The 13,532-nt window shown below is 71.3% G+C and carries 11 protein-coding genes and 1 riboswitch; of the genes, 8 read left to right on the forward strand and 3 right to left on the reverse strand.

Features of this window, described 5'->3' with window-relative positions; translation table 11 throughout:
- Complete coding sequence (locus ACZ7PG_RS22175; RefSeq protein WP_470240991.1) at nt 1–315, reverse strand: DUF6191 domain-containing protein; 315 nt, start codon at nt 313–315, stop codon at nt 1–3.
- A 108-nt stretch (nt 316–423) separates the two neighbouring features.
- Here ACZ7PG_RS22175 and ACZ7PG_RS22180 point away from each other — a divergent pair, with 108 nt between their 5' ends.
- From ACZ7PG_RS22180 to ACZ7PG_RS22190, 3 genes are read left to right on the forward strand one after another with little or no spacing between them, the layout of a single operon-like run.
- On the forward strand, nt 424–1,350 hold the full coding sequence (locus ACZ7PG_RS22180) for an ABC transporter ATP-binding protein (protein WP_470240992.1): 927 nt from the start codon (nt 424–426) through the stop codon (nt 1,348–1,350).
- Complete coding sequence (locus ACZ7PG_RS22185; protein WP_470240993.1) at nt 1,347–2,198, forward strand: ABC transporter permease; 852 nt, start codon at nt 1,347–1,349, stop codon at nt 2,196–2,198. The genes ACZ7PG_RS22180 and ACZ7PG_RS22185 overlap by 4 nt, the downstream gene beginning before the upstream one ends.
- 3 nt (nt 2,199–2,201) lie before the next feature.
- Nucleotides 2,202–2,435 carry a helix-turn-helix transcriptional regulator gene (locus tag ACZ7PG_RS22190; RefSeq protein WP_470240994.1) on the forward strand — a complete coding sequence of 78 codons (234 nt, stop codon included), beginning with the start codon at nt 2,202–2,204 and terminating at the stop codon, nt 2,433–2,435.
- Nucleotides 2,436–2,594: 159 nt separating this feature from the next.
- Here ACZ7PG_RS22190 and ACZ7PG_RS22195 read toward each other — a convergent pair whose 3' ends face one another.
- A complete protein-coding gene (locus tag ACZ7PG_RS22195; protein ID WP_470240995.1) occupies nt 2,595–3,323 on the reverse strand; it encodes a hypothetical protein in 729 nt (242 codons plus the stop codon).
- A 91-nt stretch (nt 3,324–3,414) separates the two neighbouring features.
- A riboswitch (cobalamin riboswitch) is annotated at nt 3,415–3,527 on the forward strand.
- Between the two features lie 49 nt (nt 3,528–3,576).
- Between ACZ7PG_RS22195 and cobN the strand changes: the two genes are divergently transcribed.
- The 5 genes from cobN to ACZ7PG_RS22220 all read left to right on the forward strand — a co-directional run bounded on the left by cobN (nt 3,577) and on the right by ACZ7PG_RS22220 (nt 12,343).
- A complete protein-coding gene (gene cobN / locus ACZ7PG_RS22200) occupies nt 3,577–7,140 on the forward strand; it encodes a cobaltochelatase subunit CobN (protein WP_470240996.1) in 3,564 nt (1,187 codons plus the stop codon).
- A gap of 43 nt (nt 7,141–7,183) precedes the next feature.
- Nucleotides 7,184–9,019 (forward strand): ArnT family glycosyltransferase, encoded by a 1,836-nt coding sequence (locus tag ACZ7PG_RS22205; RefSeq protein WP_470240997.1) that lies wholly within the window; start codon nt 7,184–7,186, stop codon nt 9,017–9,019.
- A gap of 35 nt (nt 9,020–9,054) precedes the next feature.
- On the forward strand, nt 9,055–9,711 hold the full coding sequence (locus ACZ7PG_RS22210) for a response regulator transcription factor (RefSeq protein WP_470240998.1): 657 nt from the start codon (nt 9,055–9,057) through the stop codon (nt 9,709–9,711).
- Nucleotides 9,708–10,790, forward strand: coding sequence for a sensor histidine kinase (locus ACZ7PG_RS22215; RefSeq protein WP_470240999.1), 1,083 nt, complete (start codon nt 9,708–9,710; stop codon nt 10,788–10,790). Before ACZ7PG_RS22210 ends, ACZ7PG_RS22215 begins: the two co-directional genes overlap by 4 nt.
- Nucleotides 10,791–11,134: 344 nt before the next feature.
- Nucleotides 11,135–12,343, forward strand: coding sequence for a chitinase (locus tag ACZ7PG_RS22220; RefSeq protein WP_470241000.1), 1,209 nt, complete (start codon nt 11,135–11,137; stop codon nt 12,341–12,343).
- Between the two features lie 56 nt (nt 12,344–12,399).
- Here ACZ7PG_RS22220 and ACZ7PG_RS22225 read toward each other — a convergent pair whose 3' ends face one another.
- The gene (locus ACZ7PG_RS22225) at nt 12,400–13,491 is read right to left on the reverse strand and encodes a dihydrofolate reductase family protein (RefSeq protein WP_470241001.1); all 1,092 of its coding nucleotides are present in this window, start codon (nt 13,489–13,491) and stop codon (nt 12,400–12,402) included.
- Nucleotides 13,492–13,532: the final 41 nt, after the last annotated feature.

Genomic DNA, 13,532 nt, shown 5'->3' on the forward strand with positions numbered 1-13,532 from the left:
TCACTGTAGCTGGCGGTTTTCCGGCTCCGGCGGGTCCGATCGGGGCCGGATTTTCGCGATTCCGCGGTCCAGGTCCACGTCACGCCAGGGTGGCGCGCCTTCGGCGTCCTGCTCGACGAGCATCGACATCGTTTCCCGGTGTTCCAGCTCACGCCGCTTGGTGCCGTAGAGGAACGCGGTCGTCTCCTCGATGTAGGTCGCGGACAGCCGGGCCTTGAAGCGCGAGCCGTTCTTGCGCGGCCGCAGCTCGATCGCGGCCATGACCAGCAGGATCACGACGCCGCCCGGCAGAGCCAGCCCCAGCCAAGTACCCATGCCCGGCGAACCGGATGACCGCGGGTCAAGTTCCCGGCGCAGCAGAAGTCTGATCGAATGTAGTAGGTGTGCTACATTTCATCACATCGGTCCGATGGGGGTTTGACGATGAGAGATCCTGCTGTCCCCGTGATCCGCGTGCGCGGGCTGCGGATGCGCTACGGCGCGAACGACGTGCTCCACGGCGTCGAGTTCGAGGCCCACCGGGGCGAGGTCGTGTGCCTGCTCGGGCCGAACGGCGCGGGCAAGACGACGACGATCGAGATCCTCGAAGGCTTCCGGATGCGGTCGGCCGGCGAGGTCGACGTGCTGGGCGTCGACCCGGCGCACGGCGGCGAGGACTGGCGGGCGCGCCTGGGGGTCGTGCTCCAGTCCTGGCGCGACCACGGGAAGTGGCGCGTCCGGGAGCTGCTCGCGCACCTCGGCCGCTACTACGCGCCGTACTCAACGGCGTCGCACTCCCGGCCATGGGACGCCGACGAGCTGATCACGGCCGTCGGGCTCGCCGAGCACGCGCAGAAGAAGATCAAGAACCTCTCCGGCGGCCAGCGCCGGCGCCTCGACGTCGCGATCGGCATCGTCGGGCGGCCCGAGCTGCTGTTCCTCGACGAGCCGACCGCGGGCTTCGACCCGGAGGCCCGCCGCGAGTTCCACGACCTGGTGCACCGGCTCTCCGACGAGCTCGACACCACGATCCTGCTCACCACGCACGACCTCGACGAGGCCGAGAAGCTGGCCGACCGGATCCTCATCCTCAACGGCGGGCGCATCATCGCCGACGGCTCGGCCGACGCGCTGTCCCGGCAGATCGCCGGTGAGGCCGAGGTCCGCTGGACCCTCGACGGCCAGCGCTTCGTCCACTCGACGACGGAAGCGACGAAGTACGTGTACGACCTGTTCAAGCAGCACGGCGAAGCCGTCTCGGACCTCGAAGTGCGGCGGGCTTCGCTGGAGGACACCTACATGACGCTGGTCCACCGGGCGGAAGCCGACGGCGAAACCGAGCTCGGCCTCCAGGAAGCGGGTGTGCGATGAACGCCAGGACCGCCGCGCTGCGGGCCGGGGTGGACCGCGGCTGGATCGAGTTCAAGCAGACGTGGACCAACCGCGACGACGTCATCGGCCAGTTCGTCTTCGTCGCGCTCTTCCTCGGCACGCTGTTCTTCATGCGGAACGCGACCCTGCCCGGCACCGGCTTCTCGCTCGGCGCGGCGACCGTGCCCGGCGTGCTCGGCGCCGGGATCGTGTTCAACGGCTTGAACAGCACGGCGGGCTACCTCGCCATCGACCGCGAGGACGGCACGCTGCTGCGCGCGAAAGCGACGCCGAACGGCATGCTCGGCTACCTGGTCGGGAAGACGACGGCGGTGGCGATGGCGCAGGTCACCGGGATCCTGCTGGTGCTGGTCCCGTGCCTGTTCCTGTTCGACTCCCTGGCTCCGGACGGCGTCTGGTCGTACGTGCACCTGCTGTGGGTGCTGGCGCTCGGACTGGTCGCGACCCTGCCGCTCGGGGCCGCGCTGGGGTCGCTCACCAACAGCCCGCGCTCGATCGCGCTGATCACGCTGCCGATCATGGGCCTGGGCGCGATCTCGGGGATCTTCTACCCGATCACGGCGCTGCCGAGCTGGGTGCAGGGCATCGCGCAGGCGTTCCCGATGTACTGGCTGGGCCTCGGGATGCGGTCGGCGCTGCTGCCCGACAGCGCGGTGGTCGTCGAGATCGGGCAGGCGTGGCGGCCGCTGCCGACCCTCGCGGTGCTGCTCGCGTGGGCCGTGATCGGATTGGCCCTGGCCCCGGTCCTGCTGCGCCGCATGGCGCGGCGCGAGTCCGGTTCGTCGCTGTCCGAGCGCCGGGAGAAGGCCATGCAGCGTGTGGGGTGAGTCATGAGCGAGGTCGTCTACAACCGGATCGCGATGCTGCGCGCGGAACGGTCGATCTCGCGACGCCAGCTGGCGGAAGCCCTCGGCGTGCACTACCAGACGATCGGCTACCTGGAGCGCGGCGAGTACAGCCCGAGCTTGTTCGTGGCGCTGCGGATCGCGGAGTTCTTCGAGGTCCCGCTGGAGGTCCTGTTCTCGACGAAGCCCTTCCCGCGGCTGGGAGAGCAGACCGCTTAGGCGGTGTCCGGTAAGTCTGCTCGATGGGCTTCGTGATCCAGGTGGTTCCTGGCGGTGCGGGCGGGGCGCCCTCGTACCGGGTCGTACTCGGGTGATCCGCCCGTGCCGTCAGGGGCCGCCTGGGCGCGAAGACCGCGAGCTTGACTTGCCGGACATCGCCTACGGCTTGCGAAGGTCGGCTTCGACGAGCGCGCGGACGACGTCGTCGCGCCGGGTCTCCCGGACCGTCCGGCTCAGCTCGACGTGCAGGAACGGCGTGCCGCCGGCGGCCTGGCTCTGGACGTTCGTCGTCCCGGCCAGGCCCCGGCACGGCTCGGCCCAGGCCCGGCGGACCCGGAACCCGGCCTCGGCGAGCCGGCCGGCGGCGCGGCGGGCGGCATCCCCGGCTTCGGCGGCCCCGGCGGAGAGCACGACGTCGGCCGCGGGCAGGGTCCGGTCCTTGAAACCGTGCAGCTGGACCTGCGGCAGGCCGCGCCGGGCGAGCAGTGTGGTGACGACGTGGAAGACGGTCCCGGTGTCGTGCGCCGGGTCTTCGCGGCGCCGGTGGGCGCCGCCGACCGCGAGGATCGCGCCCGGGGTCCGCCGGAAGAGCTCCAGGCCGATCAGCTCGGTCCGCAGGTCGGACGACGCGTGCGGCGCCTCGACCACCAGCGACGGCGGCGCGGACCGGTCGATGACGTACAGGCCCCAAGCCCGTTCGGAGTCCGGCTCCTGGCGGACCAGACTGTCGTCGGCAACGGAAAAGCCCAGCTCAGCGAGGCGGTGCGGGGTGCCGTCGAGCAGAGCGGCGAACCCCGTCTCGGCGGTTTGCAGCTCGGCCGCGGTCGCGGTGCGGTACGGCCCGCGGCTCGACTGGGCGGCGGTGAAGTCGCGGAGGAAGGCTTCCAAGCCGCCAGGTTACCGAGCGCCGGTCAACGTCACCTTGACGCACCTCGACCGGCACCGGAGAGTGGAGCCGATACCCACGCGTCGGCAGGTGGAGGAACCCGGTGAGAGTCCGGGGCGGTCCCGCCACTGTCATCGGAGAGCGCTGTGCTCGATGTCCCCTCCGCGGGAGGGAGTACGTCGGGGCTCTCCGGGAGCCAGGAACTCCGGCCGGCGCGCCCGTCGACCCGGGGCGCGGACCCCGAGGAGGAACCTCGTGATCCTGCTTCTGTCCACTTCGGACACCGATCTGCTCAGCGCCCGTTCGGCCGACGCCGACTACCGGCTCGGCAACCCGGCCCGGCTCGACGTCGCCGAGCTGCCCGCGCTGCTGGACGGCGTCAAGATCGTCGTCGCGCGGATCCTCGGCACCCCGCGGAGCTGGCAGGAAGGCCTCGACACGCTGCGGGCGTCGGGCGCGCACGTTGTCGTCCTCGGTGGGGAGCAGACGCCGGACGCCGAGCTGATGAAGCTCTCGACCGTCCCGGCGGGCATGGCCGCCGAGGCCCACGCCTACCTCGCGCAGGGCGGCCCGGCGAACCTCACCCAGCTGCACCGGTTCCTCTCCGACACGCTGCTGCTCACCGGCGACGGCTTCGAGCCACCGGCGGCCCAACCCACGTGGGGGATCCTGGAGCGGCCTTCCCAAGCCGAGGGCCCGGTCATCGGGATCCTGTACTACCGCGCGCATCACCTGTCCGGGAACACGAACTTCGTCCACGTCCTCGCCGACCAGATCGAGGCCGCGGGCGGCCGCGCGCTGCCGATCTACACCGCTTCGCTGCGTACGCGCGAGCCCGAGATGATGGCCGAACTGGCTTCCGTGGACGCCCTGCTGGTCACCGTGCTCGCGGCGGGCGGCACGAAGCCGTCCGAGGTGGGCGCCGGGGGCGACGACGAGGCGTGGGACGTCGCCGAGATGGCCGCGCTCGACGTCCCGATCCTGCAGGCGATGTGCCTGACCAGCGACCGCGAGACGTGGGAAGCCAGCGACGAGGGCCTTTCGCCGCTCGACGCGGGGAACCAGATGGCCGTCCCGGAGTTCGACGGACGGCTCATCACGGTGCCGTTCTCGTTCAAGGAGCTGGACGAAGACGGTCTCCCCCGGTACGTCCCGGACGCCGAGCGCGCGTCCCGCGTCGCTCGCATCGCGCTGGCGCACGCTCGCCTGCGGCACACGCCTCCCAGCGAGCGGCGGATCGCGCTGATGCTGTCCGCGTACCCGACGAAGCACTCTCGCGTCGGCAACGCGGTCGGGCTGGACACGCCCGCGTCGGCGATCGAGCTGCTGCGGCGGATGCGCGCTTCGGGTTACGACCTCGGACCGGACGCGTTCCCGGGCGTCGACCCGACCGGCACCGACCAGCCCGACGGCGACGCGTTGATCCACGCGCTGATCGCCGCGGGCGGCCAGGACCCGGAGTGGCTGACCGAGGAACAGCTGTCCGGCAACCCGATCCGGGTGCCCGCTGACCGCTACCAGGATTGGTTCGACGCGCTGCCCGCGGAACTGCGTTCGGGCGTCGAGGAACACTGGGGGCCGGCGCCGGGCGAGCTGTACGTCGACAACGGCGACATCGTTCTGGCGTCGCTGCAGAGCGGCAACGTGATCATCATGATCCAGCCGCCACGCGGGTTCGGCGAGAATCCCGTCGCGATCTACCACAACCCGGACCTGCCGCCGAGTCACCACTATCTGGCCGCGTACCGGTGGCTGGAGGAGGAGTTCGGGGCGCACGCCGTCGTCCACCTGGGCAAGCACGGGTCCCTCGAATGGCTGCCGGGCAAGACGGCCGGGCTCTCGGCGTCGTGCGCGCCGGACGCGGTGCTCGGCAACCTGCCGCTGGTGTACCCGTTCCTGATCAACGACCCGGGCGAGGGCGCGCAGGCCAAGCGGCGGGCGCACGCGACGATCGTCGACCACCTGATCCCGCCGATGGCGCGCGCGGAGTCCTACGGCGACATGGCGCGGCTGGAGCAGCTGCTCGACGAGCACGCGAACATCGCGGCGATGGACCCGGCGAAGCTGCCGGCGATCCGCGCCCAGATCTGGACGCTCATCCAGGCGGCGAAGCTGGACCACGACCTCGGCGTCGGCGAGCGTCCGCACGACGCGGAGTTCGACGACTTCCTGCTGCACATCGACGGCTGGCTGTGCGAGGTCAAGGACGCCCAGATCCGCGACGGGCTGCACATCCTCGGCGCGGCGCCGGTCGGCGAGGCGCGCGTCAACCTCGTGCTGGCGATGCTGCGCGCGTCGCAGATCTGGGGCGGTCGCGAAGGTGCGGTACCGGGACTGCGGTCGGCGCTGGGCCTGAAGGAAGACGCGTCGACGTCCGAAGTGGACGCTGTCGAGAAGACGGCGCGCGAGCTCGTCCAGACGATGGAGATGCGCGGCTGGGACGCCACGGCGGTCGAGTCGGTGGCGCCGGATCCCGAGGTCGCGCGGGTGCTCGCGTTCGCGGCCACCGAGATCGTCCCGCGGCTCGCGGGGACCTCCGCCGAGCTCGACGCGGTGCTGCACGCGCTGGACGGCGGGTACATCCCGGCCGGGCCGAGCGGATCGCCGTTGCGCGGGCTGGTGAACGTGCTGCCGACCGGACGCAACTTCTACACGGTCGACCCGAAGGCGATCCCGAGCCGGCTGGCCTGGGAGACGGGGCAGGCGCTGGCGGATTCGCTGCTGCGCCGGTATCGCGAGGACAACGGCGACTGGCCGAAGTCGGTCGGGCTGTCGGTGTGGGGGACGTCGGCGATGCGGACGTCCGGCGACGACGCGGCGGAAGTCCTGGCGCTGCTGGGAGTCCAGCCGGTGTGGGACGAGGCATCCCGGCGCGTGACGGGCATCGAGGCGATCCCGCTGTCGGAGCTGGGCCGGCCGCGCATCGACGTGACGATCCGCATCAGCGGCTTCTTCCGCGACGCGTTCCCGCACGTGATCGCCATGATGGACGACGCGGTCCGGCTGGTGGCGGCTCTGGACGAGCCTTTGTCGGAGAACTTCGTCCGGGCGCACGTTTCTTCCGACTTGGCCGCCCACGGCGACGACCGGCGCGCGACGACCCGGATCTTCGGCTCGAAGCCGGGAGCGTACGGCGCGGGCCTGTTGCCGCTGATGGACAGCGGAAACTGGCGCGACGATAAGGACCTGGCGGAGGTGTACGCGGTCTGGGGCGGCTTCGCGTACGGCCGCGACCTCGACGGCCGTCCGGCGCGCGAAGACATGGAGAACTCGTACAAGCGCATCGTGGTGGCGGCGAAGAACACGGACACGCGCGAGCACGACATCGCGGATTCGGACGACTACTTCCAGTACCACGGCGGGATGATCGCCACGGTCCGGGCGCTGACCGGCACGGCCCCGGCGTCCTATGTGGGCGACAGCACGTCACCGGACGCGGTCCGAACCCGGACATTGGGCGAGGAGACGGCGCGGGTATTCCGGGCGCGGGTGGTGAACCCGCGCTGGCTGGCAGCGATGCGGCGTCACGGGTACAAGGGCGCGTTCGAGCTGGCGGCCACGGTGGACTACCTGTTCGGCTTCGACGCGACAGCGGGCGTGGTCGGCGACTGGATGTACGAGAAGCTGACCGAGTCGTACGTGCTGGACGAGGTGAACCAGGAGTTCCTGCGCCAGGCCAACCCGTGGGCGCTGCGGGGGATCGTGGAGCGGTTGAACGAGGCCGCGGACCGTGGGTTGTGGGAGGAACCGGACCCGGAGCTGCTCGCGAAGATGCGCGAGGTGTACCTGTCCCTGGAGGGCGACCTCGAGGCGCAGTAGCTCGGAAACGCCCGGGAAACGCGGGCCGGAGTTGGGTGGCGGCATGATCACCGCCGCTCCTCCGAAGACCCGCTCCTGGGCGCTTCCGCTCATCTGCCTCGGCGCCGCCGTGCTCTATGCCTGGAAGATCGGCGACGGCCAGCTCGGCAACACCTACTACTCGGCCGCCGTCAAGTCGATGACGAGCGGTTTCACCGACTTCCTCTTCGGCTCCTTCGACCCCTACGGCGTCGTCACGGTCGACAAACCGCCGATGGCCCTGTGGCCGCAGGCGATCTCCGTCCTCGTCTTCGGTTTCCACGGCTGGGCCTTGCTGTTGCCGCAGGTCCTCGAAGGCGTCGCCGCGGTCTTCCTGCTGCACCGCACCGTCCGGCGGTGGGCCGGCGAGAACGTCGCCCTCCTGGCCGCGGCGATCTTCGCGCTGACGCCCGTCACCGTCATCATCGACCGCGGCAACAACCCCGACACGCTGCTCGTCCTCTTCCTCGTCACCGCCGCGTACGCGCTCACCCGCTCCTTCGAAGACGGCCGGAAATGGCTGTGGTGGTGCGCTTTCTTCGTCGGCTGCGGCTTCCTGACCAAGATGCTGCAGGCGTGGATCATCGTGCCCGCCCTGGTTCTCGCCTACCTCGCCGGGACGTCCGGGCCGCTCAAACGCCGGCTGCTGGACGTCCTCGGCGCCGGCGCGGTGCTGGCCGTCTCGTCGTTCTGGTGGATCGCCCTCCACGACTGGTGGCCCGGCGCCAAGCCGTACATGGGCGGCAGCACGGACGGCTCCGCCTGGGACCTCGTCTTCGGCTACAACGGCTTCGGCCGCCTCTCCGGCGACGGCGAGGGCGGCGGCGTGATGATCATGCGCGACGGGCAGCAGACCACGACGTCGTTCGGCGGCGACCCCGGGCCGGGCCGGATGTTCAACGACCTCGTGGGCGGGCAGATCTCGTGGCTGCTGCCGCTCGCGCTGCTCGTCCTGGTCGTCATCGGACGCCGGTGGCGCGACGCCGGCTGGCTGCTGTGGGGCGGCTGGCTGCTCGTCACGACTGCTGTCTTCAGCTTCGCCGGCGGCATCTGGCACCCGTACTACACGACGGCGATGGCCCCCGCCGTCGCCGCGGTCTCGGCCGCCGGGCTCGCGCTGCTGTGGCGGCACCACCGGCGGACCCTGCTCCCCCTGGCCATCGCGCTCAGCGCGGCCTGGGCGTTCGTCGTGACGTCGCGAGACACGTCGTTCCACGGCTGGACGCGCTGGGCCGTGCTCGGGACGGCGCTGCTCGCGATCACCTGGCTGGCGGTGGCCCCCGGTCGACGCGCGCTCGTCGCCGGTCTCGTGCCGCTGCTGCTCACGCCCGCCGTCTGGTCGTTCGCCGCCGCGCAGAGCACGTCGTCCGGGACGCTGCCCGCCGCGGGGCCGGCCACCGGTCCCGCCGCGCCGCCGCCACCGGCGTCACCCGGCGGACCGCAGCCGCAGCTCGTGCTCGCCGGCGGAAACGGCACGACCAAGCTGTCGGACGAGCAGCGCCGCATCCTCGACTACGCCCGCCGGGACGGCACCGAGATCACCCTGGCGGTGAACGCCGAAGCGGGGGCGGTCGCGCCGTTCCTCATCGACTCGGACGCGACGGTGATCGGCATGGGCGGCTTCGGCGGCGGTGACGACGCGCCGTCCGTCGCGCAGCTCGACCGCTGGCTGGCCGAGGGCAAGCTGCGGTTCGTGCTGAGTGGCGCGGGAACCCCGCCCGGGCCGCGGCGGAGTCCGGTCCAGGACGAACGCCGGCGCTGGATCGACCGGCACTGCACGGTCGTCGACCCCGCCGCGTACGGCGCCGGTCCGCGACGCGTCGTCGGCGGCGGCCCGGACACGCTCTACCGGTGCCGCTAACGGCGAGGAAACACCGCCGCGGCGATCATGGCGGCATGCGGGTCCTGGTGGTGGAGGACGAGCCGATGCTCGCGGACGCGATCGCGGAGTGGCTGCGCGACGAGTCGCACGCCGTCGACATCGCCCCCGACGGCGGCGCCGCGCTCGAGCGGATCGCCGTGCACGACTACGACGTCGTCGTGCTCGACCGGGACCTGCCGGTCGTGCACGGCGACGACGTGTGCCGTCAGGTGGTCGCCTCCGACGCGGCGACGCGAGTGCTCATGCTCACCGCGGCGGTCGAGGTCACCGACCGCGTCGACGGGTTGTCCCTCGGCGCCGACGACTACCTGACGAAGCCGTTCGCCTTCCCCGAGCTGGCGGCACGCATCCTGTCGCTGGGGCGGCGCTGCCGGCCGGCGGCACCGCCGATCCTGCGGCGTTCGGGCGTCACGCTGGATCCGGCGCGGCACGAGGTGTTCCGCGACGGGCGCTACCTCCCACTGTCCAAAAAGGAGTTCGCCGTGCTCGCCGAGCTGCTGCGCGCGGACGGCGCCGCCGTGTCCGCGGAACACCTGCTGGAGAAGGCGTGGGACGAGCACGCGGACCCGTTCACCGGCGCGGTCCGGCTCACGATCCTCAAGCTGCGCCGCAAGCTCGGTGACCCGCCGCTGGTGGAGACGGTCACCGGGGTCGGCTACCGGCTCCGATGAGCCTCCGGCTGCGGCTGACCGTGCTCTACGGCGGCCTGTTCCTGCTGGCGGGCGGGGCACTGCTCGGCGTCACGTACCTGTTGTTCACGCAGCAGGTCGGGCGGCGGGTCACGTTCATCGCGGGCACCGTGCCGTCCGGCCTGCCGCCATTGCCGTCCCCGGAGTTCCTCGACGAGCAGGCGCGCCAGGTGCGCGAAGCGGCGGCGACGTCACTGCTGACCCAGGGTGCGATCGCGCTCGGCGCGGTGGCGGTGCTGGCGGCGGGACTGGGCTGGCTGGTCGCGGGCCGCGCACTGGCCCCGTTGCGCCAGGTCACGGACACGGCGCGCCGCATCGCGGCGACGGCGGATCCGGGCGGGCACTCGCGGATCGCGTTGCGCGGCCCGGACGACGAGGTGAAGAGCCTCGCCGACGCGTTCGACGTGATGGTCGAGCGGCTGGACCGGTCGTTCGACGCGCAACGCCGGTTCGTCGCGAACGCGTCGCACGAGCTGCGCACGCCGCTGACGCTGAACCGTTCGCTGGTCGAGGTGGCCATGCACCGCCGCACGGCCTCCGACGACGTCCGGCAGCTCGGCGGCAAGCTGCTGCGGATCAACGCGAGGCACGAGAAGCTGATCAGCGGGTTGCTGCTGCTGGCCCGGTCCGAGAGCGCGCTGACGGAGCGTTGCCCGGTGGACCTGGCGGCGGTGGTGGCGCACGTGGTTCCCCCGGACGTGACGGAGGACCTGGGCGAGGCAACGGCCCTGGGCGACGCGCTGATGCTGGAGCGGCTGGCGCACAACCTGCTGGAGAACGGAGTCCGCCACAACGTGCCGGGCGGCTGGGTGCGGGTGACGACCCGGTCGTCGCCGGGGCGGGTGGAGCTGGAGGTGGCCAACAGCGGCCCGGTGATCCCCCCGGAGGAGGTGCCGGCCCTGTTCGACCCGTTCCACCGCCGCGCCCGAGTGGCTGCGGAAGGGGCGGGGCTGGGGTTGTCGATCGTCCGCTCGGTGGCCCACGCGCACGGTGGGGAGGTGGCGGCGACGGCTCGGCCGGAGGGTGGTCTGGTGGTGGTCGTGACGCTGCCGTCGGCTTGAGGGTTGGCTGGGCCGCATCGCTGTGGCGTGCAGGACGGTTCGACCGCTACTCGCCGGCGTTGGTCCCCTCACGGCGCCTGCCCGTTTCTCCGCCGCCGTTTGCCCGTCCGTGCCGATGAACCTCGTCTCGGCGCGCAGGAATCCGGGCGGCGCCTTACTCTCCGGCTGACTCCACTGCGTTGGGCCTCTTCAACTCACCCGCGGACCGTCAATCCCCGACGAATATCGGATATTACGGCGCTTTTCGCCCCTCGATTCCCCTTATCCTGCCTTCGCGTCTTGACTTCATCAATGGTCTAGTCCAATAGTTTGTCCACCCTCGAACCCCACCGGGAGGACAGATCATGCGCAGAAGCAGACTGGCCGCCATCGGGCTCGCCGCCGCCACCTTCATCGGTACAGCTGTGAGTCTCGTGATCGGCGCGCCCTCCGCGACAGCGGCGCTGAGCAACAACTGGTACGCCGCCGCGCCGTATCTGATGCCCGTGAGCAACAATCCGCCCGATCCGATCACCGTGATGAACGCGACCGGGCTCAAGGCCTTCCAGCTCGCGTTCATCCTGGCGCCCAACGGCGGCGGCTGCAGCCCGACCTGGGACGGCACCTCGGCCGTCTCGTCCGACACCACCGTCGCGAACGTCATTTCGCGGATCCGCGGCGCGGGCGGCGACGTCTCGGTGTCCGTCGGCGGCTACGGCGGCACGAAGCTCGGCCAGACCTGCGGGAACGTCGCCGCGACGGCGGCCGCGTACCAGCAGGTCATCACCAAGTACTCGCTCAAGGCGATCGACTTCGACCTCGAAGAGCCCGAGTACGAAAACACCGCGGCCATCGCGAACGAGCTCGGCGCCGCGAAGACGTTGCAGGCCAACAACCCCGGCCTCTTCGTGTCGGTGACCATGCCGGGCACCGCGGCCGGCACCGGCTGGTTCGGCACGCAGCTGCTGGACCAGGCCAAGTCGATCGGCTTCACGCCCAACAACTTCTCGATCATGCCGTTCGACGGCGGCTTCAACGGCGGCTCGTCGCAGGTGTCCGCGCTCGAAGGCCTGCACGGCCTGCTGATGTCGCACATGGGCTGGGACAGCGCGACCGCGTACTCGCACGAAGGCTTCTCCGGCATGAACGGCAAGTCGGACGCCTCCGAGATGTTCTACACGGCTGACTTCCAGACCGTCTACGACTACGCGACCAGCCACGGCCTCGGCCGCTTCACGTTCTGGTCGGTCAACCGCGACCGCGCGTGCGTCGGCACGACCGACAACGGCGTCTGCAGCAACGTCCCGCAGAACGACTGGGACTTCACCAAGTTCAGCGTCCGGTTCGCCGGCGCGACCCCGCCGCAGACGACGCCGACCCAGCCGACCACCACGCCGACCACGCCGGGCAATGGCTCCTGCACCGCGGCGGAATGGGATCGCACCAAGGTCTACGTGAAGGACGACGTGGTCAAGCACAACAGCCACAAGTTCACCGCGAAGTGGTGGACCCAGGGCGAAGAGCCGGGCACGACCGGCGAATGGGGCGTCTGGGTCGACAACGGCGCCTGCTAGATCGTCTTGACCGAGCCGGGCCGGCCACCTCGCGGTGGTCGGCCTGGCTTTTCGGTTCAGAAGGTGAGGTGGGTGTTCTCGCGCTGGACCTCCGGGGTCAGCGCGGGCACCTCGACGACGTGCCGCCCGGCCTGCCGCAGCAGTTCGGTGCCCTGCGCGTCGACGAAGACGGGCGGCTCCCGCCACGCGAAGACGACCCGCGGGATCCCGGCGTCGAGGATCAGCCGGCTGCAGCTGCGCGGGTGCGAGCTGCGGTGGCTGCACGGCTCGAGCGAGCTGTACATCGTCGCCCCGGCCAGCCGGGGATCGCCTTCGCACTTGGCCAGGGCCGCTTCCTCGGCGTGGTTCAGCGGATCGCCCTCGCCGGAGTGCCCGGTCGCGATGACCTCGCCTTCGGCGTCGGTGACGACGGCCCCGACCCGGAAGGTGTGACTCGGCGGGCACTCGGCCGCGAGCGCGATGGCTTCCCGCAGGCGCCGGACGTCCCGGCCGGTCGGCTCGGCCGCGGCCCGGTAGCGGAGGATCGCCATCCCCTGAAGGTCTTCGACGCCGACGAGCGTCAGCGGACGCGGGTAGAGCCCGGGCCCGACGAACCGCGGCGCGTCCGGCTGCCCGACGAAGAACGGCGCGATCGCCAGCCGCAGCTCGTCGGCGAGGCCTTCGGAGAGGAACCGGGTGTGGATCCCACCGCCGCCCTCGACCAGCAGGTTCCCGATGCCGCGCGCCCCGAGGTCGTCTAGGACGCGCGAGAAGTCGGACGGATCCCCGGCGTCGACGACGGTGGCGACGTGCTTCAGCGCGTCGGCGGCTCCCGGCGGCGCGTAGACGATCTTTTCGGTGTCCCCGACGGTGAAGAACTGCGCGTCCGGGTCGAGCCCGCGGGTGGTGACGGTGACCTTGACGGGTTGTTCGGGCTTCCCCTGCTCCAGCCGCTTTCGCCGCAGCTCGGGCGAGCGCACGAGCAGCCGCGGGTTGTCCGCCCGGACGGTCCCGGCCCCGACGAAGATGGCGTCGGCCTCCGCCCGCAACCGGTCCACGACCGCGAAATCGTCCTCAGTGGACAGTACGAGCCGCTCGGGCGAGGTGTCGTCGAGGAAGCCGTCGAGCGACTGCGCGGCGGACAGCAGGACGTGCGGCCGGGTGATCACCCCGCCCAGTATGCCGTAACACGCCCGGCGATCGCGGCGTC

It is taken from the genome of Amycolatopsis sp. NPDC114504 (assembly GCF_055633595.1).

Coding starts and splice junctions, on each gene's coding strand:
- ACZ7PG_RS22190 (WP_470240994.1), top strand. CDS start 2,202: ATGAGCGAGGTCGTCTACAACCGGATCGCGATGCTGCGCGCGGAACGG.
- ACZ7PG_RS22180 (WP_470240992.1), top strand. CDS start 424: ATGAGAGATCCTGCTGTCCCCGTGATCCGCGTGCGCGGGCTGCGGATG.
- ACZ7PG_RS22175 (WP_470240991.1), bottom strand. CDS start 315: ATGGGTACTTGGCTGGGGCTGGCTCTGCCGGGCGGCGTCGTGATCCTG.
- ACZ7PG_RS22215 (WP_470240999.1), top strand. CDS start 9,708: ATGAGCCTCCGGCTGCGGCTGACCGTGCTCTACGGCGGCCTGTTCCTG.
- ACZ7PG_RS22185 (WP_470240993.1), top strand. CDS start 1,347: ATGAACGCCAGGACCGCCGCGCTGCGGGCCGGGGTGGACCGCGGCTGG.
- ACZ7PG_RS22210 (WP_470240998.1), top strand. CDS start 9,055: ATGCGGGTCCTGGTGGTGGAGGACGAGCCGATGCTCGCGGACGCGATC.
- ACZ7PG_RS22205 (WP_470240997.1), top strand. CDS start 7,184: ATGATCACCGCCGCTCCTCCGAAGACCCGCTCCTGGGCGCTTCCGCTC.
- ACZ7PG_RS22220 (WP_470241000.1), top strand. CDS start 11,135: ATGCGCAGAAGCAGACTGGCCGCCATCGGGCTCGCCGCCGCCACCTTC.